We start from the raw sequence: 21,388 nt of genomic DNA on the forward strand, positions 1-21,388 counted from the left end.
GATATGGCTGATTCCCGGGCCCCCGAGGCCCTCACGGATCCCCAGGCCCACACGGACCCCCTGGCCCTCACCGGCCACGATCTCACCATAGACGACGTGGTCGCCGTCTCGCGGGGCCGAACCGTCGCCATACACCCAGATGCCCTTCCCCGCATGGAACGGTCCCGGGAGGTCGTGGACCGGCTGGTCGCGGAAGGACGGATCGCCTACGGCATCACCACGGGGTTCGGTCGGTTCAAGGACAAGCTGATCTCGGCGGACCAGGTCGCCGAACTGCAGTTGAACCTGATCAGGAGTCACGCGGCGGGAGCCGGACCGGAACTGGACGAGGAGACCGTGCGGGCCATGCTGGTCATCCGGGCAAATACGCTCGCCATGGGCTATTCGGGGATTCGCACTGAAGTCGTACAACTGATGGCGGACATGTTGAACGCGGGCGTGCATCCCTGCATTCCCGGACGAGGTTCTCTCGGCGCAAGCGGGGACCTGGCGACCCTGGCGCACATGTCCCTGGTGCTCATCGGCGAAGGCGAAGCCATGTACCGGTCCCGTCGGCTCGACGGCGCATCCGCGCTGCGGGAGGCCGGCCTCCGGCCCGTAACCCTGGGTGCCAAGGAAGGCCTGGCGCTGACGAACGGCACCACGCTCATGGCCGGACTCGGCGCCTTGCTGGTCCACCGGGCGACCCATCTCGCCCTTACGGCGGACATCGCCGCTGCCATGACCCTGGAGGCGCTGGCAGGCACCGACCGCGCCTACGACGCGCGGGTGCACGCCATACGGCCCCACCCCCGGCAGATCGCCTGCGCGGGCTTCCTGCGGGACATCCTGAACGGCAGCCGGCTGCTGCGTTCCGACAATCCGGGCAACGTCCAGGATCCCTATACCCTGCGCTGCGTCCCCCAGGTACACGGCACGGTCCGGGACACGATCGACTACGCCCGGTGGGTGGTGGGCATCGAACTGAACGCCGCGAACGACAATCCGCTGGTCTTCGCCAGCGACGATCCCGCCGACGCGGAAGTCATCAGCGCGGGCAATTTCCACGGCGAACCCATCGCCGTCGCCATGGACAGCATGAAACTGGCGCTCGCGGACATGGGCAACATGAGCGAGCGGCGCTCGGCGCGGCTGGTGGATGCCGATTCCAACGAGGGCATTTTGCCCATGTTCTTAACGGACCACGGCGGACTGGAAAGTGGCCTGATGCTCGCCCAGTACACGGCGGCGGCCCTGGCGTCGGAGAACAAGGTGCTGGCCCATCCGGCCAGCGCCGACTCCATTCCGAGCGGCGCAAACACGGAAGATCACGTAAGCATGGGCGCGGCGTCGGTGCACCACACGCTTCAGGTGGTGGAGAACGTGGAGACCATCGTCGCCATCGAGTTGATCGCCGCGGCCCAGGCCATCGATTTCAGATGCAGGGAACCCGGAATCACCCCGGAAGCGCTGGGCGCCGGTACCGACCTGGCATACCGGTTGATTCGCCGGCACGTCCCCTTCCTCGACCGCGACGTCCCGCTCTCTCCACTTTTTGAGACCATACGAGAACTTGTCGCGAAGGGCGATGTAGTCGCCGCGGTCGGAGAGAAGGTGGAGATACCCGGACCGACGTTGGACTGATCCATTCATCCCCATGGGTCGAGCGCGTCCCGGCAAGACCGTAGAATCCGATTCGACGATCACCGCCAGTTCATAGATGGGTAACATGGAAACCGTCGATCTGTACCTCCACAACGCGGAGCAGGTCGTGACCTGCGCGTCCCGTGGCCCGAAGCGCGGGAAAGCCATGGCGGAGGCCGTCGTGATCGAGCGCGGCGCCGTGGTAGTCAAAGACGGGCGGATCGTGGCGGTCGGGCCGACCACGCAACTGGACGGTACCTTTACGTCCGAACGTGTGATCGACTGTACCGGCCGGTCCATCTGCCCCGGTTTCGTGGACGCCCATACCCACACGATCTTCGGCGGAGACCGCGCGGCGGAGTTCGAACTGCGGATCAAGGGCGCTTCGTACCTGGAAATCATGGCGGCCGGCGGGGGTATCGTCAGTACCGTCCGGCATACGCGGGCGGCATCCGTGGACGAACTCGCGCGCTCCGCCACGGCCCGGCTCGACGAAATGCTGGCACTGGGCACCACGACCGTGGAGATCAAGACCGGTTACGGCCTGAGTGCTTCGGACGAGCTGAAGATGCTCCGGGTCATTGAAGGGCTCGACCGCGACCATCCCTGCGATATCGTCCCCACGTTCCTGGGCGCCCACGCCGTCCCTCACGAATTCGATGGGGATGCCGAAGCGTACACGCGGTGCGTAGTCGACGAGATCCTGCCCGAAGCGGCGGCCTGGTATCGTACCTCCCGATTCGCGGAGCGGGGGGTTCCCATGTATGTCGACGTGTTCTGCGAAGACCACGCCTTCGATCTCGAGCAGTCCCGCCGCGTGCTGGAGGCCGGGATCGAAATCGGTTTCAAGGCGAAGATGCACGTGGACCAGTTCAATAGTTTCGGCGGCGTTTCCATGGCCCTGGAACTCGGCGCCGTTTCGGTCGATCATCTCGACGTGACGGGTCATGTTGAAATCGAAATGCTCGGGGGATCCGACACCATCGCCGTACCGCTTCCGGCCGTCAACTTCAACCTGGGCATGACGGACTATGCCGACGCCCGGGCGATGATGGACGCAGGCGCCGCCGTGGCCCTCGCCACCGACCTGAATCCCGGTTCCGCGCCCTGCCCATCCATGCCCGCGGTCATGGCCATCGCCTGCAGGTACCAGCGGCTTACCCCCGCGGAAGCGTTGAACGCGTCCACCATAAACGCGGCCCACGCAATCGGCGAAGGAGAGGAGGCGGGTTCTATCGAAGTCGGCAAACGGGCCGATATCCTCGTATTGAAGGCAGGAGATTATCGGCATATCCCCTACTTTTTCGGTGGAAATCCGGTGCAGACCGTAATCAAGCGGGGGCGGGTAATGAGCCCATGAACCCAAGGAACGACGCGCCAGCAATTCGTTTCGAAGCCGGCCGCTGGATCATGCCCGGCCTGGCCACGGCCCATTCCCATGCTTTCCAGCGCGCCCTCCGCGGGCGGACCCAGCGGCGCGCGACACGGGCGGGCACCTTCCGGGGCTGGCGGGACGAGATGTACCGGTTGGTCGAAGGGCTCGGTCCGGACGACCTGTACGCGATTTCCCGTTTTGCCTACACCGAGCTGGCGATGTCAGGTGTCACGGCCGTCGGCGAGTTCCATTACGTGCATCATGGTCCTGGTGGGCGTCCCTATGCGGAACGCACCGAATTGGCGGACGCCGTGATTCGCGCGGCCAGGGACGTCGGCATCCGTATCTGCCTGATACGCACTGCCTACTTGCGGGCCGGTTACCGGCAGTCCGCGGTACCCGCGCAGGAGCGATTCATCGACCCGTCGATCGATCTCGTGACGCAAGACCTCGATGACCTGCGAACGCGTTACGCAGACGATCCTCACGTGGCCGTGGCCGCGGCCGTTCATAGTGTTCGGGCGGTGCCGATATCCGGGATTCGGACGCTGGCCGCGTACGCGGACGAGCACGATATTCCCTTCCACATGCACGTCAGCGAACAACGCGGCGAACTGGAGGAATGCAGGGCGGAGCACGGGACGACGCCCGTGGCGCTGCTTTCCAATGAAGGCGTGTTGTCCCCGCGTTTCGTGGCCGTGCATGCCACGCACCTGGAGGACGCGGAAGTCTCCGCACTGGGCGAAAACCACGCTTTCGTGTGTATTTGCCGTACTACAGAACGGGATCTCGGCGACGGACTCCCGCCCACGTCCGGACTGCTAGACGCCGGCGCGCGCCTCTGCGTCGGAGTGGACAGCCACGCCTGCGAGAACGCCTTCGAAGAAGCGAGGGCCGTGGAACTCGACGAACGGTCCCGCCGAGAAGTACGACACGCCGCGGCGGAAGCACCCGTGCTGCTGGACGCGGCCACGAGACAAGGCTATGCGGCCTGTGGTCTTGAGGCATCGTGGCGGGAAGACCATGTGCACCTGAACCCCGACGACCCGTCCATCGCCGCCGTCGACGGGGATCTCGCATCCGATGCGATCCTCTTCGGTGCCACGCCGAGGGCGGTGAAATCCGTCGTCGTCGCGGGACGGCAGATCATTGCCGAGGGCTGTCACGCCCAATACGACGAGACCTTGGAACTGTACCGCAAATCGCTGCGTAAACTGGAGTTAATTTAAATAAAGAAAGATGGGCGAACGAAACGAAAGGAGCCCCTGATGGCATCGGTCAAGTATGACTACGCGGAGATGATCTGGAACGAGGTCAGGGATGCCGCGGCCCAGGACCGGGTCGCCCTCCTGCCGGTGGCGACTTATGAAGACCACGGACCGCACCTGCCGGTGGACGTCGACGTGGTCCTGGCGACGGAGATCTGCCGGCGCGCCGCGGCCCGCATCCCGGAAGAGGTCGTCCTCGCCCCGCCGGTGACCCACGGCTACAGTCCTCATCACATGGATTTCCACGGGACGATCACCATCCGGTGGGACACCTTCATCAACTACGTCCGGGATGTGTGCTGCAGTCTGGCCTATCACGGTTTCAAGCGCATCCTGATCATCAATGGCCACGGGAGCAACACCTCGCCCCTGGATCTGGCCGCCCGTCTCACCGTGCTCGACTATGAGGGACGTGTTCTTTGCGCCAGTGCGAACCACTGGGGACTGAGGCAGGCCCGGAAGACGGGTAATGCGCTCCGCGATTCGGACTACGGCGGGACGTCTCACGGCGGGGAATACGAGACGTCGCTCTACCTCGTCCTGAAGCCCGACCTGGTCGAGATGGACAAGGCCGTGGACAACCGGAGCCCGCTTCCCGACAGTTTCAAGACGGACCTCCTGTCCGGCGGACATCCCGATGCTTCCGACGCCCGCCTGGTACCCTACTGGAGTTCGATTTCTCCCAGCGGGGTCATGGGAGACGCCACAAAAGCGACGAAAGAGAAGGGAGAGAAGTTCCTGGAGGCCGCCATCAACGGCGTGATCGAGCTCGTCCGGGAATTGCGCGGGACCCCCATACTGGCGCGGCGCGTGCAGCACGGGGATGTGCCGAATACGAAGTGGAAGATGACCTAGGGGATTGCGAGCAACAACCCACACTCAGCCCCGCGACGGCTCGCTCATGGTTTCCCTGGCCTGGCGGCTCAGTTCCGGCAGATGATCGTCGTTGGCCATGACCTGCTCGAGGTGACGCAAACGGTCGGGCGTAGCGGTTCGCAGCATCGCCGGACCGTACGCTTCGTCCAGCCAGAAGCGGGAAGCGCCGCTGATGTAATCGCGCAGTTCCGGGACGAGACGCTCGGGATAGCGCTGGCACAGGTTCATGGTGAACATCCGCCGCCGCCCACCGCCGCCGAACGAGGCGTGCTTGGTATTATGGTTGAAGCAGACGATATCGCCTGGCCGGGTCTCCAGCGCCATCGCCGGCACGTCCCGCGGATCCGTATCCCACAACGACGAACTCTCGCCTACGTTTTTCTGCAAGGCGTCCGCATAGACATCATCCCGCTTGTGGCTGCCGGGAATGACCCGCAGGCAGCCGGTGTCCCGCGTTAGCGTATCCAGGTAGAAGGCGATCTTGATATGCAGGATTTCGGGATGCCATCCATCGGAGTGCCACCTCGTATCGCCGGCATAGTAGTTACCGTCGCTGCCCATGTAATTGAAATCGTCGCCCAGAAGACTGGTCGCTATCCCCCGGATCCGTTCGTCGTCCAGCAGCGAGGATAACCGGTCATGCTGGTCGATGAAAGGTACGATGCAGGACCGTTGCTTACCGTCATGCGGCCGTCCGTCGTGCCCGCCTCCACGGCCTGCCCAGACCTCCTCGAAATCGTTGATGATTTCGTCGATGCGATCATCCAGCAGACCCGGGAATCCCAGGTAACCGAACGTATCGAAGAAAGCGAGTTGCTGCTCAGTCAATTTGTAGCCCATAACCTGCGCTCCTTGGCTCCTTGAGCCTACGGATTGGGAGGAGAGGTGCAGATGAGTACGACCAGGGTTTCGGTACCGGTGTTTTCTATACCGTGCAGACACCAGGGCGGCAGATAGACGAAGTCGCCCTTTTTCACGTCACGTTTGTAATTCGCGAAGGTCATTTCCCCCGATCCCTCGAGGATGACATAGGTTTCTTCGGTGGGATGCGAACCTGGTTCAAGAATGACATGGGGCGGCACGTAAAACAGCACCAGCCCCATGTTCTCCGCGGGGGCGTTGGGATTGACGGGATGCACCACTCTGACCCCCAGACCGTTGCATCCCGGATAGACGACCGGCACGCCGTCCTGGGCGTTGACGATCATGGGATCCGGTGGCGTCTTCGGTTTGGGAATGTCGGGGATTTTGGCCTGATCTTCACTGGTGTATCCCTTGAATTCGGTGATCTTCGCCATGTAATGAGCGCTCCTATTCTGCCGTTGCCGACGGACAGCCAGACTCTATTCGGAAGGTCCTGCCCCGTATTCGAAATCGAACTCCAGTGTATCGCCCAGAGGCACGTAGCCGATTTTCTGATAGATGTGGTTGGAGGCTGGGTTCGACTGGTCGGTAAACAGACTACAGAAACTGTACCGGCCCGCAAGCAGTTTCTTCGTCAACGCGTAAACGCACGAAGTCGCGTATCCCCGGTTACGTAACGCGGCAGGAGTGTAAACCATTGTGACATTCGTACCGTTTCTCATGGCCCGCGACTGCCTGGCGATCGACACCGGACCATCGTCCTCCCAGATGTACAGGTTTCCCTCCTTGATGTACTTTTCAGCGTTGCGTTCCGCCTTCCCCGGTCCGCTTTCCTCACCGACCGCTTCCCGCGTGAATGCCGCGACCCACTTCGCCATCAGTCGTTGATCCGCCATTTCAGCCGGCCTCAGCCCGCCCGGGGCGAGCGGCACGTCGATCACGCTTCGAGCCTCGAATACCCGCAGCCGTTTTCGCGGTATCGCTGAACACCCCGGGAAAGTCCTTATCCACTGACTGGAAAAGCTCCGGGCTTCAGCCTCCGGTCCCACTACGCCCGGCACCCGTACATTCCCGTTTTTCAGGTGCCGAACAAGCCGGTCCATGGCACAATCGATTTCCGTGTCGTGTATGCTCAGGACGAGTCTGTATGGTGGCGACCTGACCGCTACGCCCACCGGATCGCCGTTATCCAGAATGCTCAGGAGCAGCGGCGGTTCGTCGCCGTAGTAGTACGGATCTCCGGCCAGCGTGTACGCCAGGCCCAGGGGCAGGTTGTTCTCGCTCTCGCGTTTTTCCAGGTGGGAACCGGACAGCGCCAGAAGTTCCCTTGCGTGGCCATGTTGCACGATGTCGTACATGACGCGGCCTCAGGACAACTCGTATCGGATCCACCACCAGTAGTTGCCGATATGCACCATGAGGTTTTTCGACAGGGGCTCGAATATGCGCCTCAGTTCGTCTTCCGTTGGATCATTCTCGACCATGACGAATTCCGAACCATCGGACAACTGTCGCGTCATGAACTGGTCCTCGTGGCCCTCAATCCTGAACAGCCGGCTTACAGCATCGGGACTTGTCGGCCTGGACGACCGCATGAACACGACAGAACCCTCCTCGAGCCGTGCGTGGAAGCCATGCAGAAACTCCGCATGCCTCGAAGCAGGGCAGGTGTGCAGAAACCCCGCCGCGAAACCGCCGTCAAAACGCTTGCCTGGTGCAATGGATCCAAGTTCGAAGGCGTCGCCGGCCAGATAACTGACGTTGGGCGGGTTGTCGTTTTCTGCGGCCAGGTCCAGCATGTTTGGAGCGATCTCTACCCCTGTGACAGACACTGCGGTTTCTGCGATTTCCCGGGTCGCCGACCCCGTGCCGCTCGCTACCTCAAGCACCTTCCGGCCGCGCATGGCTTCCTGCGATTCCCGGACCATCCTGGCCTGTTCGGCCGGCAGATCTGGCGCGGGGCCGCGAGGGACCCTGTGCGGCATGTCGCCATGGACCTGGCGCAGGTTGTAGTACTCGATGGTCGCCCGATGCAGGTTGTCCGGTGCCAGGTTGTGCGAATCCGGCGCTGGTCGACGATCGCACGAATCCGGAGACGGTACCCGATCGCGCAAATCCGGCGCTGGTCGTCGGGCGCGCATTTGATCGCTCATTCACGCACCGTTCCCGTGACGCCGAGGTAGAGCTTACCCTCGTATCGCACGGTGAAATCCATTAAGCAGGATTCCGACAACCGGACGAAATCCGCCCCTTCGAAGTACCGCTTGTAGATCTCGAATTGCCGCCCGTCATTGAGCGTGCGGACCGTGGTGCCTTCCTTGGGCCTGGATCCGCGGTACCGCGTCCAGCTGGAGTCCAGGATGACAACGCGTCCGCCCGGCTTCAGCGCGTTTCGCAAGCTATGGAAGAACCGGTCTATCTGGCTGTCGGTGACGTGGCTGAGGAAGAACCCCACCAGTACGGAATCGAAGGACCGGTCTTCCAGCGACACATCGAGGGCGTCGGCCTTCACGAACCTGGTGTTCGGTTCGACGCCTTGCGCGCGCGCCTTCTCTCTTCCCTCCTCGAGCATGTTCTCCGACTGGTCCACGAGCGTGATCGCCGAACAGTTCGTAGCGTAAAACTGTAGCCAGTAGCCCGTTCCGCAGGGAATATCCAGGACGCTGCCGCGACAGTGTTCCCGAACGAGATCCCCCAGGGACCGGGCCTCTTCCTTGTACAACTCCGGATCCGTAACCGAACCGGGCGGCTTGCCCAGTGTGTAGATCTCGTCGAATTCGGCCGCCCGTTCGTTGTAATAGGCGTTCATGCTCTGGCGGAGGCGCGGGTCCATGGATGCATCACTTTTAAGGTCGAAGCTACAGGTTGTTGTGTGATGTCTTGAATGTCCTGGGAATCCAATGTGTAAAACTGTTTATTACGCAGTCAAGGATGCATTCCCTACGCAAGCACCGATCCGAAGCCAGGATGCTGGATTGAGGATGCCGGAAGCCCCGAGAATCAAAGGAGTTTTGTCATGAGATCGGAAAACAATGCAATCGACCTTCCCACGGGACGCCGGAATATCATGGAACGGCGGCATTTCCTGAAAACCGCGGGCGTGACGGCCGGACTGGCCACGTTCCTCGGCCCCGATTCCTTCCGGGGCGTCGAGGCCGCAGTTAGTGAAATCGCGGATCTCACGCCGCAAGAGGCCGCCCGTGACGAAGGGCTCTGGCGCGAAGTCAAGCGGGCATTCACCGTGGACCGCAGCCTGATCAACCTGGATAACGGCTATGCCTGCCCTACGCCCCGCGTCGTCACCGAAGCGTTCATTCGATACATATGGGAACAGGAACAGAACCCGTACGGGGTGTTCGTTGACATGGCCAGGGACCGCATGAGTACCGTGAAGAAGTCCATGGCACGGCAGTTCGGGAGCAGCCCTGATGAAATCGCCCTCGTACGAAATACCACAGAAGCGCTCAAGACGGTCCTGTACGGCATCCCGCTGAACCGGGGTGACGAAGTCCTCACGACGACCCATGACTATCCTTCCCTGGTGCGGGTCGTTCGGGATCGGGAGAAGAAGGAAGGGATCAAACTGGTCGAGGTGCCCGTACCGTATCCCGCCGGGTCTCTGAAAGACCTGGTCAAGGTCATCGAAGATGGCATTACATCGAGGACCCGCGTGATCATGGTGTCCCACATCACGTACACCACCGGACAGGTGTTCCCGGTCCGGCAGATCTGCGACCTGGCCCATCGGCACGGGATCGAAGTCGTCGTGGACGGCGCCCATGCCGTCGCCCAACTGGATTTCAAGGTCTCGGACCTGGATTGCGACTATTACGGCGCGAGCCTGCACAAATGGCTCAGTGCGCCGAAAGGGACCGGCTTGCTGTACATGAAGCGCGAGCACGTCGAGAAGATCGAGCCGCTGTACGGCCCGACCATGAGTCTCAGATTCAACTCCCTGACGAGCATGCAGAAATTCGAGTCCGTCGGTACCCAACCTCTACCGCCGTTCCTCGCCATCGGCGAGGCCGTCGCTTTTCACAACGCCATCGGACCGAAGCGCAAGGAAGAACGGCTTCGTTACCTGAAGAATTACTGGGCGGAACGGCTTCAAAGCCATCCCCGGATACGGCTATACACCCCGACGACCCCCGAAATGAGTTGCTGTATTGCGGGGGTCGGTATCGAAGGGGCCGATCCGACCGGTATGCGAGACTACCTTTGGAATGAACATCAGATTCGGACATCCCGGGGCCGGTACGACCGGGAGGACACCGGTCGAACGTGGGTTCGTATCACGCCGAATCTGTACACCACGCTGTCTGAGCTTGATTACTTCGGCGACGTGATGGAAGAGGTGGCGGACAACGGCCTGCCGGAACCGTACAGCGAGTACACGTTCGATCCGAGTATAATGCGCAGGTAGGATCTCCTCTGAGAGGCGGCAGTCCGTCACCCAATGGCAGCCAGTCCGTCACCCGATGTTTGAAGTGGCTTAAGGTGCCCCAGGGCATTGCTCACGGTCACAAAAATACCTTGCAACGGGGTAGTCCCGGTCTTATCATTTTGAATCATTACAACAGTTTCCAAGACGGAAACAATTAGTACATTTCCCAAACCAGAACTTCGTACTGCGATTCCCGGTACAGTCAATGTCCGGCCCGGATACGGTTGCCGGACGGCCGTGAGACTCGTAAGACTCACGAAGAGTAACATTCACGGCTCATTTGATGACGAGGAAGCGTATGAGTGGGCGTGACGGTAAAGGTCAATCAGGGGATAGGCCCGGGTCGCCTGCGCCGTTGTTAACGCGGAGGACCATGTTGCGCCGCGGCCTGGCGGGACTGCTTGCGGTTTCCTGCGCGGGCTTGAAGGACGCCGGTACCTTTTTTGGAGGTTTGAACATGGTCTCAGCACAGGAGATGGAAACCGGATTCGAAGGTGCGACGGATGATGAGATCATCCTGGGCATGTCGGCCGCGTTCTCCGGTCCTTCCAGGGGTCTTGGCAGCGAGCTGTATCGCGGCGCCATGGCCTATTTCAATCATGTGAACGACAACGGCGGCGTGGCCGGACGCAAGATCACCCTGAAGCTTTACGACGATGGTTACCAGCCGGACCCGTGTGTCCGGAACACCATGAAGCTCATGCTCGAAGACAACGTGTTCCTGCTCTTTGGGTACGTGGGCACGCCGACCGTAACGCGCGTGCTGCCCCTTTTGAAGAAGTTCCAGGACGAGCAGGTCTACCTGTTCTTCCCCTTCACCGGCGCCCAGCCCCAGCGGGAGCCGCCTTACGGTGATTTCGCCTTCAACCTCAGGGCGTCCTACCGGCAGGAAACGGCCGGTCTCGTCAACAACTTCCTCGCCGCGGGCAAAAGAAGAATCGGCGTGTTCTACCAGGCCGACGCCTATGGAAGAAGCGGTTGGGCCGGGGTGAGGGCGGCACTGGACCGGCACGGAGAGCGGCTCGCGGGCGAGGCGACCTACCGCCGGGGCTCGCGTTTCACCGGCAGCATGCGGGAGCAGGTGGAGATCCTCAAGTCCAATTCTCCGGATGCCGTCATCTGCATCGGGTCGTACGCGGCCTGTGCGGCCTTCGCCCGCGACGCGGTGGACCGCGACCTTCGCGTGCCCATTGCCAATCTCTCCTTCGTGGGCAGCGAAAACATGCTCCAGCTGCTCAGCGATCTGGGGGAGGACGTGGAGACCTACTCCCGTTACCTCGTCAATTCCCAGGTTGTCCCGAGCTACGAGGACACGTCCATTCCCGCCGTTCGGGAGTACCGCGAACTGATGGAACGCTACGATCCGGCGGTTCCCGCGGAACTCGTCCAGGAGTCGTACAGCCCCTTTCCACAGAGTTTCGTGAGTCTCGAGGGTTTTCTGGACGCCAAGCTGATGACCGAGATCCTGCGGCGCTTGGGAGGAAGTCCCGACCGCGACGGGCTGGAGGAAGCCGTATTCTCGGTCGACAACTACGATCTCGGGATCGGCGAGCGGGTCTCCTTCGGACCGGACCGCCGGCAGGGTCTGCAGACCGTCTACTATACCGTCGTCCAGGAGGGCCGGTTCGTGACCCTGGAGGACTGGCAAGGCTGGCTATCCTAGCATGAAAGTACAGAAGCTCTTCCAGCGCACCCGCTTCGGGATCTTCCTGCTCTTCGGCGTCATCGTGCTCTGCACGTCCGCCCTGTGTATATACACTGTAGATACGCAGTTGACGTCGGAGTACGAGACCAACAGCCAGAACATCGCCAAGAGCATCGCCGACTCCAGTGTCGACATCCTGCTCAACCGGAACCTGGCCACGCTGCAGTCGATGATCGATCAGTTCGTCGAGATCCAGGGTATCCGGTATATCTACATCACCAGCGAGGACGGTGAGTATCTCGCCCATACCTTCGTTCCGGGGATTCCCGAGCAGATTCTCGCGAGCGATCACGCGAATACCGAGCCGGTGGAGCGCAGCATCCCCGGCCTGGGTGATTTCCTGGAGGTCGGCAGCCCCATCCTGGCGGGTGTGGCGGGTACGGTGCACGTCGGCATGGACCAGGACGAGGTTGCCCTCAAGATCCAGCGCGCCATCGGCCAGCAGGTCATCCTCATCTGCATTTTCCTGGTCGTGGGCGTCCTCGCGTCAATCTGGCTGGTCAATCTCGCCGCGAAGCCCCTCGCGGAACTGCTCGCGTACGCCGTCAACATCGCGGGCGACAAGGAGCCGGAGACAACGGCCGACGATCTCCTGGGACGCGACGACGAAGTTGGCGACCTGGCTCGCCTCTTCCGCCACATCTCCGGTAAGTCTCCCGACTCCGGTGCGTCCGGCGCGTCACCGGAGAACGTCCGGTAAGGGGAGGATAAGCGATGCGCATTCCCCGAAGCGCCATCGCGCTCTTCTGCACGGCGCTTCAGATCTGCTTCGGTACGGTCTACGCCTGGAGCTTCTTTCAGACGATTCTGGTGCGCCAGATCGGCTGGACGCATACCGAGACGGCCTGGGCCTTCAGCATCGCTATTTTTACCCTCGGCGTGTCGGCGGCGTGGGCCGGAAACATGCTGCCGAAGATGGGACCGCGCAAACTCGCGCTGATCGGCAGTTTCATGTTTGCGTGCGGGTACCTGATCTCGGGCCTGGCGCTGGAGATGGAGTATATCCCGCTGTTCTATCTCGGTTACGGGGTGGTCGGCGGCGCCGGCATAGGGCTGGGATACGTCACGCCGGTCGCGACGGTCGCCAAGTGGTTTCCGGACCGCAAGGGACTGGCTACCGGGATCGTGGTCATGGGGTTCGGGGTCGGGGCTTTTCTGCTCAGCAAGGGCCTGGCGCCCTTCCTCATTGTGCGGACCGCGGGCGCCCTGCCGGAAGTCTTCATCTGGCTCGGCATCATCTTCGCCTTGATTCTCATCCCCTGCAGCCTGGCCCTGTCCGATCCGCCGCCGGATGCCACGGGTCCTTCGACTTTGGCCGCGGCCGACCCCGACGAGGCCGACGAACCGAAGTACGCCCGGACCTACCTGGGCACCACGCAGTTCGTCTTCATGTGGATCGTCTTCTTCTTCAACATCGCGGCCGGGATTTCGGTCGTCAGTTTCCAGTCGGAGATCCTGCAGGAGATCTGGGGCCTGGCGGATGACTCCATCGAACCGACCGTCCTGGCCGAATACGGTGCCACGCTCATCGCGGTGAGTTCGATCTGCAATGGTCTCGGAAGGCTGTTCTGGGGATTGCTGTCCGACCGGTTCGGCAGGGTAACCGTCTTCCGGGTGCTGTTGGGCAGCCAGATGGTGGTCTTCGGCATTCTGATGACCGAAACCAATCCGTGGATTTTCTCCGCCCTGGTCTGCTACGTGCTGCTCTGCTTCGGCGGCGGTTTCGCCACCATGCCTTCCTTCGTCCTCGACGTGTTCGGCACGAAGAAGATGTCCACCATCTACGGCGCAGTGCTGACCGCGTGGGCGGCCGCGGGGATTTTCGGACCGCTGTACGTGGGGTACCTCAAGGATGTCTATCCCGACCGTGCGGTCATGTACTGCTTCCTCATCGGGATTCTAATGCTCGGCGCCGGCTACCTGTTCTCCTACTTGCTGAACGACGGCCGGATCCGCCTGGGTCGCCCGACGCTCGAGACCACCCTGCAGCGGTACGGGATCGCCGTGCCGGAGCGGGGTTGAGGTGCGTGAGGGGTTGAGATGAGAGACCGTGCCAGTCCGTTTTTCTTACCATATTGAGCGATATTTGCGAGGGGAATACGATGCGAAGCCGGAGATTCGGGTTCATCGTCGTCATACTGCTGGGTCTGGATGCATCTCCAGTTTTTGCACAGGGGGTTACGGGATCCGTCCAGGTGGGTACGCTCGGGATCGGGGCGCAGGTCGCGACGCCACTCGCAAGCCGGATCAACTTCCGAGGCGGGCTCGATTTTCAGCCGGTAAGCTTCGAAGTACTCGCGGATGATGTGGAGTTGGATGTTGAACTTCCCGCGGCCACCGTGACGGCGGTGATCGATCTGTACCCGAACGAAAGCGGTTTCCGGCTGAGTGCGGGTGTGCTCTACTTCGGGGGGTCCCTTGGACTCGAGGGTGCTCCAACGGAAGACGTGGAGCTTGGGAACAACGTATACACGCCGGCCCAGGTGGGAACGATCCGCGGCTCGCTCGGGACCTCCAGCCTTGCCCCCTACGCGGGCTTCGGGTGGGGAAATGCCGTCGGAACCGGTTTCGGCTTTGCCCTGGATGTCGGGATAGCCTACCATGGGACGCCGGAATTCAGCCTCGAGGCTACCGGTCCCGTATCCTCGGACCCGCAGTTCAGGATGGACCTGGATGCGGAGGCCGAATCGGCCAACGAAGATATCCCCGGCGTCGCATCCGTGTATCCGGTCCTTAAACTGGGTCTCAGCTACGGGTTCTAGCCAGATGGCGGAATCTTCCTCAGTTACCGATTTGCCCTAGACCTAAAACCCCGGGCAGGTCGGCCAGCGAGGTTATTTCAACGTCGGGCTTGATCTCGGCGTGGCCTTCCTTCCCTTCCCGATTCAGCCAGACCGTTTTCGCTCCGACGCCGTGCGCTCCCATTACGTCGTTTTCGAACGAATCTCCGACGTGCAGAAGCTCCTCCATCGGACAGCCCGCTCTCTGCGCGGCTATCTCGAAGATCCTCCGATCGGGTTTTCGAATCTGCACGTCCTGCGAGAAGACCACGAAGGCAAATCGTCCCTCGAGCCCGCATCGCTCGGGATAACTGTTCCCGTTGGACAGCAGGCCCAGCTTGTAGTGCGGGGCCAGGATATCGAGCGCGGGTTCGACGTCCCGATACAACTCGATGTCTTCGAAGCGATGCTTGAGGTAGAGCTCATTCAGACGGACAGCGATATCGTGGTCCGGTCGCCCCACACGTTCAAGCGTCCGCTCGAAGGCGAGTAGTCTCAGTTCCTCCATGTTCCAGGTCCGTCCCTGCTCTTCCTCCTCGACCCGGTTGCGAATCGCGATCATCTCTTCCACCGAGAGGTCCTCGGCGCCTTGGGTCGGAACCAGCCTGCGCAGTTCCGCCAGGGCTTTTTTCAATGCATGGCGCATGACCTTCTTAAAATCCCACAGGGTCATGTCGCCGTCGAAAGATATGGCTGAGATCCGCAAGGTATCGCCTCTGCAGTTGGCCCAAACTCTTGGACCAAACAAAAAGGTGTAGGTAACCCGAGATTTCCCTATGAACCGTTTCGCCTTAACGCTTCGCTGATGCCGGCACTCGTCAGGGCGCTTTCGCGACGGTGAGGATGTGCGCGCTCACGCCGATGAGTGAGGGTTCCGTCTCGACAAGTTTCAGGAAAGTGAGCAGATCCTTACGCTTCGCCTCATCTGCCCACAACTCGTCGAAATCACCAAGCAACCACGCCGGTCCTTCCAGCCCGATCGTCCTAACCAGGTCGAACCCCGCAGCCGTGATCTCTTCTTCGAATTCTTCAGGCCGGTGGAAACATGCCGTAGTAAAGTAACGTGGATCCATATCCGGGTTTTCATGTCGCCCTTCATTCAGGTCCTTCAGTACGATACGGGCGAACTCGGGATTGAAGAGATACCCCTGTTTCATGCCGTCCATGAACGAAGCGAACCTGGAGATGGCCGCACAGATCAGCACACCTCCCGGTTTCAGCACACGTAGGGATTCCTCAAGCGCGGCGATCCGGTCCGGCCGTTCTTGCAGGTGATACAGAGGACCCATCAGAAGGACCGCGTCCATGGAATGCGTCTCGAAGTCCAGCGTTCTGGCGTCGCCGACCGCCGCGCTCTTCAGGATTCCGTCTTTATTCCGTTCCTTTGCCTGCTCGATGTGGCGCGGGACGATGTCGAGCAAATGCACTTCGTAGGACAGCCCGGCAAGCCAGAAGGCATAGGTCCCCGGGCCGCCGCCTGCATCGAGAACACGGGCCGGCGGTGTGGGGAGGTGTTGCCGAAGGACCTCCCTGGTCCTTTCGCCTTCCAGCCGGGCGGTTCCCTTCTCGAGCCGGTCGGATTCGTGCTCAATCTCTTCGTAATATCGGACTACGTTACGGTCCACTATGAACTCCGGTCATGGTGTTTCGTCTCAAGGGGTTCGATTCGGGTACTGGCCGGTTCGACTCGCATACGCCTATGACCGATAAGATTCCATATCAGATGATTTGTATTTAACCCTGATCTGTAGCTGCATCCGGATGTAAATTACACACCGACCCCTGGCCCGTCTAATCTATTAATCAGGCAGACCCGGAGACCGAGCCTGGTTCCGTCAGTAAACCGGAAGGAGTGTGCTAAAGTGGCACGGAGAGATTGGTACTGCGAGGATGTACTAACCGGAAACCTTGAAGTGAGTCGAGTCTTTGAAGACGAGTTGGTTCTGGCGTTTCATCATCCACGTCCTGTATCCGAAGTCCACGTGGTCGTAGTGCCGAAAGCCCACGTAGGCGGTCTCATGGACGGGGCCGCTTTGGATGGAAACCTTCTTTCCTCGATGGTCCTGGCTGTCCAGCAATCGGCGATATCCACCGGTCTCTTGAATGGCGAAGGCTTCTATGTCCGAGCCAACGCGGCGGCACCTGGCGTTACGCCCCACATGCACTGGCATGTTATCGGACCGGGAGCCGGCGCAGACTGGCCGGATACCGGATCGCGATGAGCAAGCCAATTACGCCATCGCGCTTCTCGATATTGCGAGTGATTTCGCCCACTGAACCTTTCCCCCTCGAACTTCGCCCTGTTAGATGAAGGGAGAGCGATCTAATGGGGTTCCTCGATGATCAGAGGCTGGTCCAACGGATAGGGTCCGGCGACGAGCAGGCCTTCGTGACGCTGATCCGCCGCTATGAACGTTCGCTGGCTGCATTGATCCGGGATCGTATCGGTGCCGTGGACGCGGTCGAAGACGTGCTGCAGGAGACGCTTGTACACGCCTGGTCGGGACTGCGCGATAGATCACCCCGACACGTGCGCGCCTGGCTTTACCAGGTCGCCCGAAACCGTTGCGCCGACTTCCTTCGCTCCGCACAGCGCAGGGAGCGATTCGTCGAGTCCGAGGATCTCGCAACGATAATCAACCGTTTCGGTGTGCCGGTGGCCCGCCAACGCAGGGCAGCGGAGGACGTGGTCGATGCCTTCGATCACGTACCCGAGAAGGAACGGGCGGCACTCAGGTCGTTCTACCTGGATGGGTTGAGCATAGCGGAAATCGCGGCCCGGCATCGCTGTCCACCGGGAACCATCAAGCGGCGGTTGTCCCACGGCAGGGACATGGTCCGCACCGAACTGGGCGTCACCACGAATAGAAGGAGCACGGCCATGAGCGCAGCGAGCAGCACAGGGAAGAAGGGGTTTCCGGAACTTCGGCCCCACATATCCATCGATAAGAGTACAGGTACCCCCTTTTCCATTGATTTCCGGGAGCTGGCCTGGTGGTTCATCGTTCCCGAAATCGGCGAGCAGGTCCGTTGGGCCGACTACGAGCCAGCCCGCGATGGAACGGCCTGGAAGTTAACCGAGGACAAAACCGCGGCCGCCCGCCGACACGCGATCATACACGGACGGGAATGCGTCGAGATCAAGATCGAGGAACATCGCCATCAGGACCGGGAAGGCCTGCTTCCGCTCAACCACGATCCGGACAAGATAGCCCGCCATACCCGGTTCTGGGGCCGCCTGACAGAGACGGAAGTGCATTGGCTGGCCGTCGAGAGCACGAAATCTGATGGCACCAGGGAACTGCTGACCTGTCTAGATGAGGACTTTGGATGGGATTGGGGTATGTCGGCTCGTCATGTCGAAGACAAGGGCTACCTGTCGGAGCAAGCCGACGGTACGTTGACGAAAAACCCGGATGCGCCGCAGGTATTCTCGCACGGCCTTTACACATTGCGCATCGGCGACCGGGCTTTCGAATGCATGCGCGTGTTCGACATCGACGAAGATGCGTCCGAACGGGCGGTGCTGGTCATGGCGTTCGTCACCCGCGCGGGCCGCACGGTCCTGTTCCGGCGATACAACGGAAACCTCTGGGGAAAGCGGGAGAAGCCGCCCCACTCCTGGGGCGTCGAAATGACGTGGGAGGAGGATCTGCCGCATACCGACCGCCTCGTAATCGACGGCGTCAAGTACGTACATCACTACGACAGCCTGACGGACGTGGCATGTGGACTGAGAGCGTAAGTGGCTCTGCCAATGAAACGAAGCGAGTGCATGAATATCACTAGATTCAACAGCAAGAATCCGACTCTTATGCATAAGGAGTCTCAGAGCGTGTTCCCTATCGGTCGATGCGGCATCCTGCATTTAGTCGATCAGTGTGTTCCATCAAGCCACGTTCGGGTCAGAGCCTTTGCGAATGTTTCATACACCATATGGGGAGCAAGCCAATTAGCACGAGAACCTCATTGGACGAATACCGTATTCGAAACCGTGTCGCGGTCTGGGGAGTTCCCGAGAACACTCGATGGTGGTTTACTGTCGTCTATCTGGCACTCACGGCCGCAGGCCATGTTATTATCTGGAAATTCGGGGTTTACGTACTTTCAGTCGAGCTTGTATTGGACTACATTGTCAAGATCGGTGTATCATCGATTTTCGCTACATTTACTCTTATAGAAGGAGTGGACTTTATGGGATGGCTTTACGAATCAATTAAGCAACGACACAGGGAAGAGGGTCGTGAAGAGGGTCGTGAAGAGGGTCGGAAAGAAAGAGACCAGGCCTACAGAGAGTGGATCAGCAGGGAACAGGAGGCCGGTACACTTGGCACACCGAAGCAAAGTCCTCCACCGTTTCTTGAGGACGTTGCCTCACAATCAGAACGAGGTGGGGTATAGGAAGTATTACCACGAGTCGTCTGGAACTGGTATCGATGAGCCCGGGACTGCTGGAAGCGCTACTCGCCCGGAATCGTGTGTTGGCGGAGAAGATTGGCGGCTACACGATACCGGAAGATTTCGTGATCAACGTTCGCACTTTACGAACGCGACTGAGACAGCTACATGCTCGCCCGGAGGCGCAGCCCTGGTTGTCGCGGGCCATTGTCTTAAAGCAGTCGCAGACGATGTGCGGACGAATCGGCTTCCATTCCGAGCCGGGTCCAGAGGAACTTCTAAAAGTAGCGGCGGATGGAGTAGAACTCGGCTATGAAATCGGTGAGTCCTTCCGCCGACGTGGCATAGGCAAGGAAGCGGCAATCGGATTGATGAAATGGGCGTATGAAGAACATGATCAGCGATGTTTTGTCCTGTCGATTAGCCCGGATAATGTACCATCCCTACGAATGGCCCGGTCGATGGGGTTTCGAGAAACAGGTTACCATATTGATGAAGAGGACGGCCTCGAACTGTACTTCGAGCGACGATTGGACTGTTGGCCTGCCGAATGGACAACAGCATCCGGGTGCCGTAGTGCGGGGAGCCTGAATGCCTAGACAGGATTTCAGAAACAAGCCTATCGAGGAAGTAAAGGCCTTCCTCAATACCCAGCGTGGTCTTCTGCCGCTCGAACTGCACTGCGACGCCCGCGAAATGTCGTGGTTCGACTTCGGGGACATGCATCTGCGCGAGACCTTTCTCGAGATCTCCGCGGAAGAACGACTGTCGCAGCATGCCGACGCTTTGACGGTGGTTACCGATTTCGATGTACTCGAGACGCCGGATCTATATGTTGACGCCCTTGCGCCTTCAGGCTTCATCTTCCACGTAGGGCGATGCGGTTCGACCTTGCTTGCCAAGGTGTTGTCGAGCCTGGACCGGCACATTGTTATCAAAGAAGCGGAACCTGTACAACAACTATTGGGTGTTGAATACGAAGAGGTATTCAGGAATAAACGCGAACGGTATTTTCAGTCCCTGCTCAACATCTATGGCCACAGGCGGCTGCCTGTACACGAACGGTTCTTCGTCAAGTTCTCCAGCAATCACATTAAACGATTGGAAATGATCCGAGGGCTCTATCCCGGCGTCCCGTGGTTGTTCCTCTATCGTAATCCCTACGAGATTATCCCGACCTCTCTCGAAGGGCCCGCGTGGTTCATCCGCAACAAGAACACGCCCGAAGGCGCCTTTGATGCCGCTCTTCCGATCGAATCCGTCGAACAGATGAGCGATCTGGCATTCAGCGTGCAGGTTGAATCGTCCACCCTCCGGATCGCCATTGATAACACCTGCGACCACTGCCTGTTTGTGGACTATACGCAGTTAAAGCCCGAAAACCTCCCGAGGATCCTGCGCTTCTTCGGGCTCAATGTGACCAGGGAGGAATACGACGGTTTGGTTGAGCCGTTCGGATTCTACTCGAAGAGCGATGGGGAGTCCGTACCGTTTGTGCCTGACGGCGCGGCGAAGCGAGATAAAGTGACGGACGAAATCAGGGAGGCCATCGAGGAGGAACTGTGGGATCTGTATCAGGCTCTCCATCACTCGGAACGTAACCTGGATCAGGTCTTTTCCGACTCTACTGCCGGTGGGGGATCTCGGCCATGAGCGCCAGGAGGTTCATCTCGCTGTCCCGGAAGAACGCCATCCATAGCTCGTGATCCTCAAGATCGGCGATCTTGTGCGGCCGTCCAACAAACTGTACGTCCCGGTCCTTCAAAACCTGGTAGGCATCCTGGATATCGTCGACTTTGTAATACAGAATGGAAGTGTGAATATCTTCAAACCCCTCCTCGGGGATATTCAACATGAGCCGTACGCCTGCGCAGTCGAAGAACGCCATGTTCGGCACCTGGAACAGGAACCGAATGCCCAACTGATCGCGATAGAAGGCAACGGCCCTGTCGAGATCCTTCACCCTGACGGAAACCTGGCCGATGGCCGAAAGGCCGAATTCGTTATGTTGCGACATGTTGGACCTCCTTAAGTACGCTCATCTACCTCGGTCGT

At 60.2% G+C, this 21,388-nt stretch carries 22 protein-coding genes; 13 read left to right on the forward strand and 9 right to left on the reverse strand.

Annotation, left to right across the window (positions count from 1 at the left end; genetic code table 11):
* Nucleotides 1–3: 3 nt before the first annotated feature.
* The 4 genes from hutH to OXH56_16105 all read left to right on the forward strand — a co-directional run bounded on the left by hutH (nt 4) and on the right by OXH56_16105 (nt 5,121).
* Nucleotides 4–1,623 (forward strand): histidine ammonia-lyase, encoded by a 1,620-nt coding sequence (gene hutH / locus OXH56_16090; protein ID MCY3556831.1) that lies wholly within the window; start codon nt 4–6, stop codon nt 1,621–1,623.
* Between the two features lie 85 nt (nt 1,624–1,708).
* Complete coding sequence (gene hutI / locus OXH56_16095; protein MCY3556832.1) at nt 1,709–2,983, forward strand: imidazolonepropionase; 1,275 nt, start codon at nt 1,709–1,711, stop codon at nt 2,981–2,983.
* The gene (locus OXH56_16100; GenBank protein ID MCY3556833.1) at nt 2,980–4,227 is read left to right on the forward strand and encodes a formimidoylglutamate deiminase; all 1,248 of its coding nucleotides are present in this window, start codon (nt 2,980–2,982) and stop codon (nt 4,225–4,227) included. The genes hutI and OXH56_16100 overlap by 4 nt, the downstream gene beginning before the upstream one ends.
* Nucleotides 4,228–4,266: 39 nt before the next feature.
* Nucleotides 4,267–5,121 carry a creatininase family protein gene (locus OXH56_16105; protein MCY3556834.1) on the forward strand — a complete coding sequence of 285 codons (855 nt, stop codon included), beginning with the start codon at nt 4,267–4,269 and terminating at the stop codon, nt 5,119–5,121.
* 24 nt (nt 5,122–5,145) lie between these two features.
* Here the strand turns inward: OXH56_16105 and OXH56_16110 are convergent, their stop codons facing one another.
* From OXH56_16110 to OXH56_16130, 5 genes are read right to left on the reverse strand one after another with little or no spacing between them, the layout of a single operon-like run.
* Nucleotides 5,146–5,982: a phytanoyl-CoA dioxygenase family protein gene (locus OXH56_16110; GenBank protein MCY3556835.1), complete on the reverse strand. Its 837-nt coding sequence runs from the start codon at nt 5,980–5,982 to the stop codon at nt 5,146–5,148.
* Between the two features lie 26 nt (nt 5,983–6,008).
* Nucleotides 6,009–6,440, reverse strand: a complete 432-nt coding sequence (locus tag OXH56_16115) for a cupin domain-containing protein (protein MCY3556836.1) — start codon at nt 6,438–6,440, stop codon at nt 6,009–6,011.
* Between the two features lie 45 nt (nt 6,441–6,485).
* A complete protein-coding gene (locus OXH56_16120; protein MCY3556837.1) occupies nt 6,486–7,364 on the reverse strand; it encodes a GNAT family N-acetyltransferase in 879 nt (292 codons plus the stop codon).
* 9 nt (nt 7,365–7,373) lie between these two features.
* Nucleotides 7,374–8,159, reverse strand: a complete 786-nt coding sequence (locus OXH56_16125; protein ID MCY3556838.1) for a class I SAM-dependent methyltransferase — start codon at nt 8,157–8,159, stop codon at nt 7,374–7,376.
* The gene (locus OXH56_16130) at nt 8,156–8,839 is read right to left on the reverse strand and encodes a class I SAM-dependent methyltransferase (protein ID MCY3556839.1); all 684 of its coding nucleotides are present in this window, start codon (nt 8,837–8,839) and stop codon (nt 8,156–8,158) included. The genes OXH56_16125 and OXH56_16130 overlap by 4 nt, the downstream gene beginning before the upstream one ends.
* Before the next feature lie 183 nt (nt 8,840–9,022).
* Here OXH56_16130 and OXH56_16135 point away from each other — a divergent pair, with 183 nt between their 5' ends.
* The 5 genes from OXH56_16135 (at nt 9,023) to OXH56_16155 (ending at nt 14,917) form a co-directional block, all read left to right on the forward strand.
* The gene (locus OXH56_16135) at nt 9,023–10,429 is read left to right on the forward strand and encodes an aminotransferase class V-fold PLP-dependent enzyme (protein ID MCY3556840.1); all 1,407 of its coding nucleotides are present in this window, start codon (nt 9,023–9,025) and stop codon (nt 10,427–10,429) included.
* Between the two features lie 478 nt (nt 10,430–10,907).
* Nucleotides 10,908–12,113 (forward strand): ABC transporter substrate-binding protein, encoded by a 1,206-nt coding sequence (locus OXH56_16140; GenBank protein ID MCY3556841.1) that lies wholly within the window; start codon nt 10,908–10,910, stop codon nt 12,111–12,113.
* 1 nt (nt 12,114) lies between these two features.
* Nucleotides 12,115–12,855, forward strand: coding sequence for a hypothetical protein (locus OXH56_16145; GenBank protein ID MCY3556842.1), 741 nt, complete (start codon nt 12,115–12,117; stop codon nt 12,853–12,855).
* A 14-nt stretch (nt 12,856–12,869) separates the two neighbouring features.
* Nucleotides 12,870–14,177 (forward strand): OFA family MFS transporter, encoded by a 1,308-nt coding sequence (locus OXH56_16150; GenBank protein ID MCY3556843.1) that lies wholly within the window; start codon nt 12,870–12,872, stop codon nt 14,175–14,177.
* An 80-nt stretch (nt 14,178–14,257) separates the two neighbouring features.
* Nucleotides 14,258–14,917, forward strand: a complete 660-nt coding sequence (locus tag OXH56_16155) for a hypothetical protein (GenBank protein MCY3556844.1) — start codon at nt 14,258–14,260, stop codon at nt 14,915–14,917.
* A gap of 19 nt (nt 14,918–14,936) precedes the next feature.
* Here OXH56_16155 and OXH56_16160 read toward each other — a convergent pair whose 3' ends face one another.
* The 3 genes from OXH56_16160 to OXH56_16170 form a co-directional block, all read right to left on the reverse strand.
* Entirely contained in the window at nt 14,937–15,641 is a 705-nt protein-coding gene (locus OXH56_16160) for an HAD family hydrolase (GenBank protein MCY3556845.1), read from the reverse strand.
* Nucleotides 15,642–15,753: 112 nt separating this feature from the next.
* Nucleotides 15,754–16,560: a class I SAM-dependent methyltransferase gene (locus OXH56_16165; GenBank protein ID MCY3556846.1), complete on the reverse strand. Its 807-nt coding sequence runs from the start codon at nt 16,558–16,560 to the stop codon at nt 15,754–15,756.
* Between the two features lie 270 nt (nt 16,561–16,830).
* Nucleotides 16,831–17,013: a hypothetical protein gene (locus OXH56_16170; protein MCY3556847.1), complete on the reverse strand. Its 183-nt coding sequence runs from the start codon at nt 17,011–17,013 to the stop codon at nt 16,831–16,833.
* 248 nt (nt 17,014–17,261) lie between these two features.
* On the opposite strand from OXH56_16170, the gene OXH56_16175 reads away from it, so the two are divergent.
* The 4 genes from OXH56_16175 (at nt 17,262) to OXH56_16190 (ending at nt 20,986) form a co-directional block, all read left to right on the forward strand.
* On the forward strand, nt 17,262–18,680 hold the full coding sequence (locus OXH56_16175) for an RNA polymerase sigma factor (protein ID MCY3556848.1): 1,419 nt from the start codon (nt 17,262–17,264) through the stop codon (nt 18,678–18,680).
* A 224-nt stretch (nt 18,681–18,904) separates the two neighbouring features.
* Nucleotides 18,905–19,336, forward strand: a complete 432-nt coding sequence (locus OXH56_16180; GenBank protein ID MCY3556849.1) for a hypothetical protein — start codon at nt 18,905–18,907, stop codon at nt 19,334–19,336.
* A gap of 26 nt (nt 19,337–19,362) precedes the next feature.
* The gene (locus OXH56_16185) at nt 19,363–19,932 is read left to right on the forward strand and encodes a GNAT family N-acetyltransferase (GenBank protein MCY3556850.1); all 570 of its coding nucleotides are present in this window, start codon (nt 19,363–19,365) and stop codon (nt 19,930–19,932) included.
* Entirely contained in the window at nt 19,925–20,986 is a 1,062-nt protein-coding gene (locus OXH56_16190; GenBank protein MCY3556851.1) for a hypothetical protein, read from the forward strand. Before OXH56_16185 ends, OXH56_16190 begins: the two co-directional genes overlap by 8 nt.
* On the opposite strand, the gene OXH56_16195 is transcribed toward OXH56_16190, so the two are convergent.
* Entirely contained in the window at nt 20,958–21,350 is a 393-nt protein-coding gene (locus tag OXH56_16195; GenBank protein MCY3556852.1) for a VOC family protein, read from the reverse strand. The two genes, OXH56_16190 and OXH56_16195, sit on opposite strands and share 29 nt — an antisense overlap.
* Nucleotides 21,351–21,388 lie beyond the last annotated feature (38 nt).

The sequence above is a fragment of the Gemmatimonadota bacterium genome, from assembly GCA_026702745.1.
Classification (GTDB): Bacteria; JAAXHH01; JAAXHH01; order JAAXHH01; family JAAXHH01; genus JAAXHH01.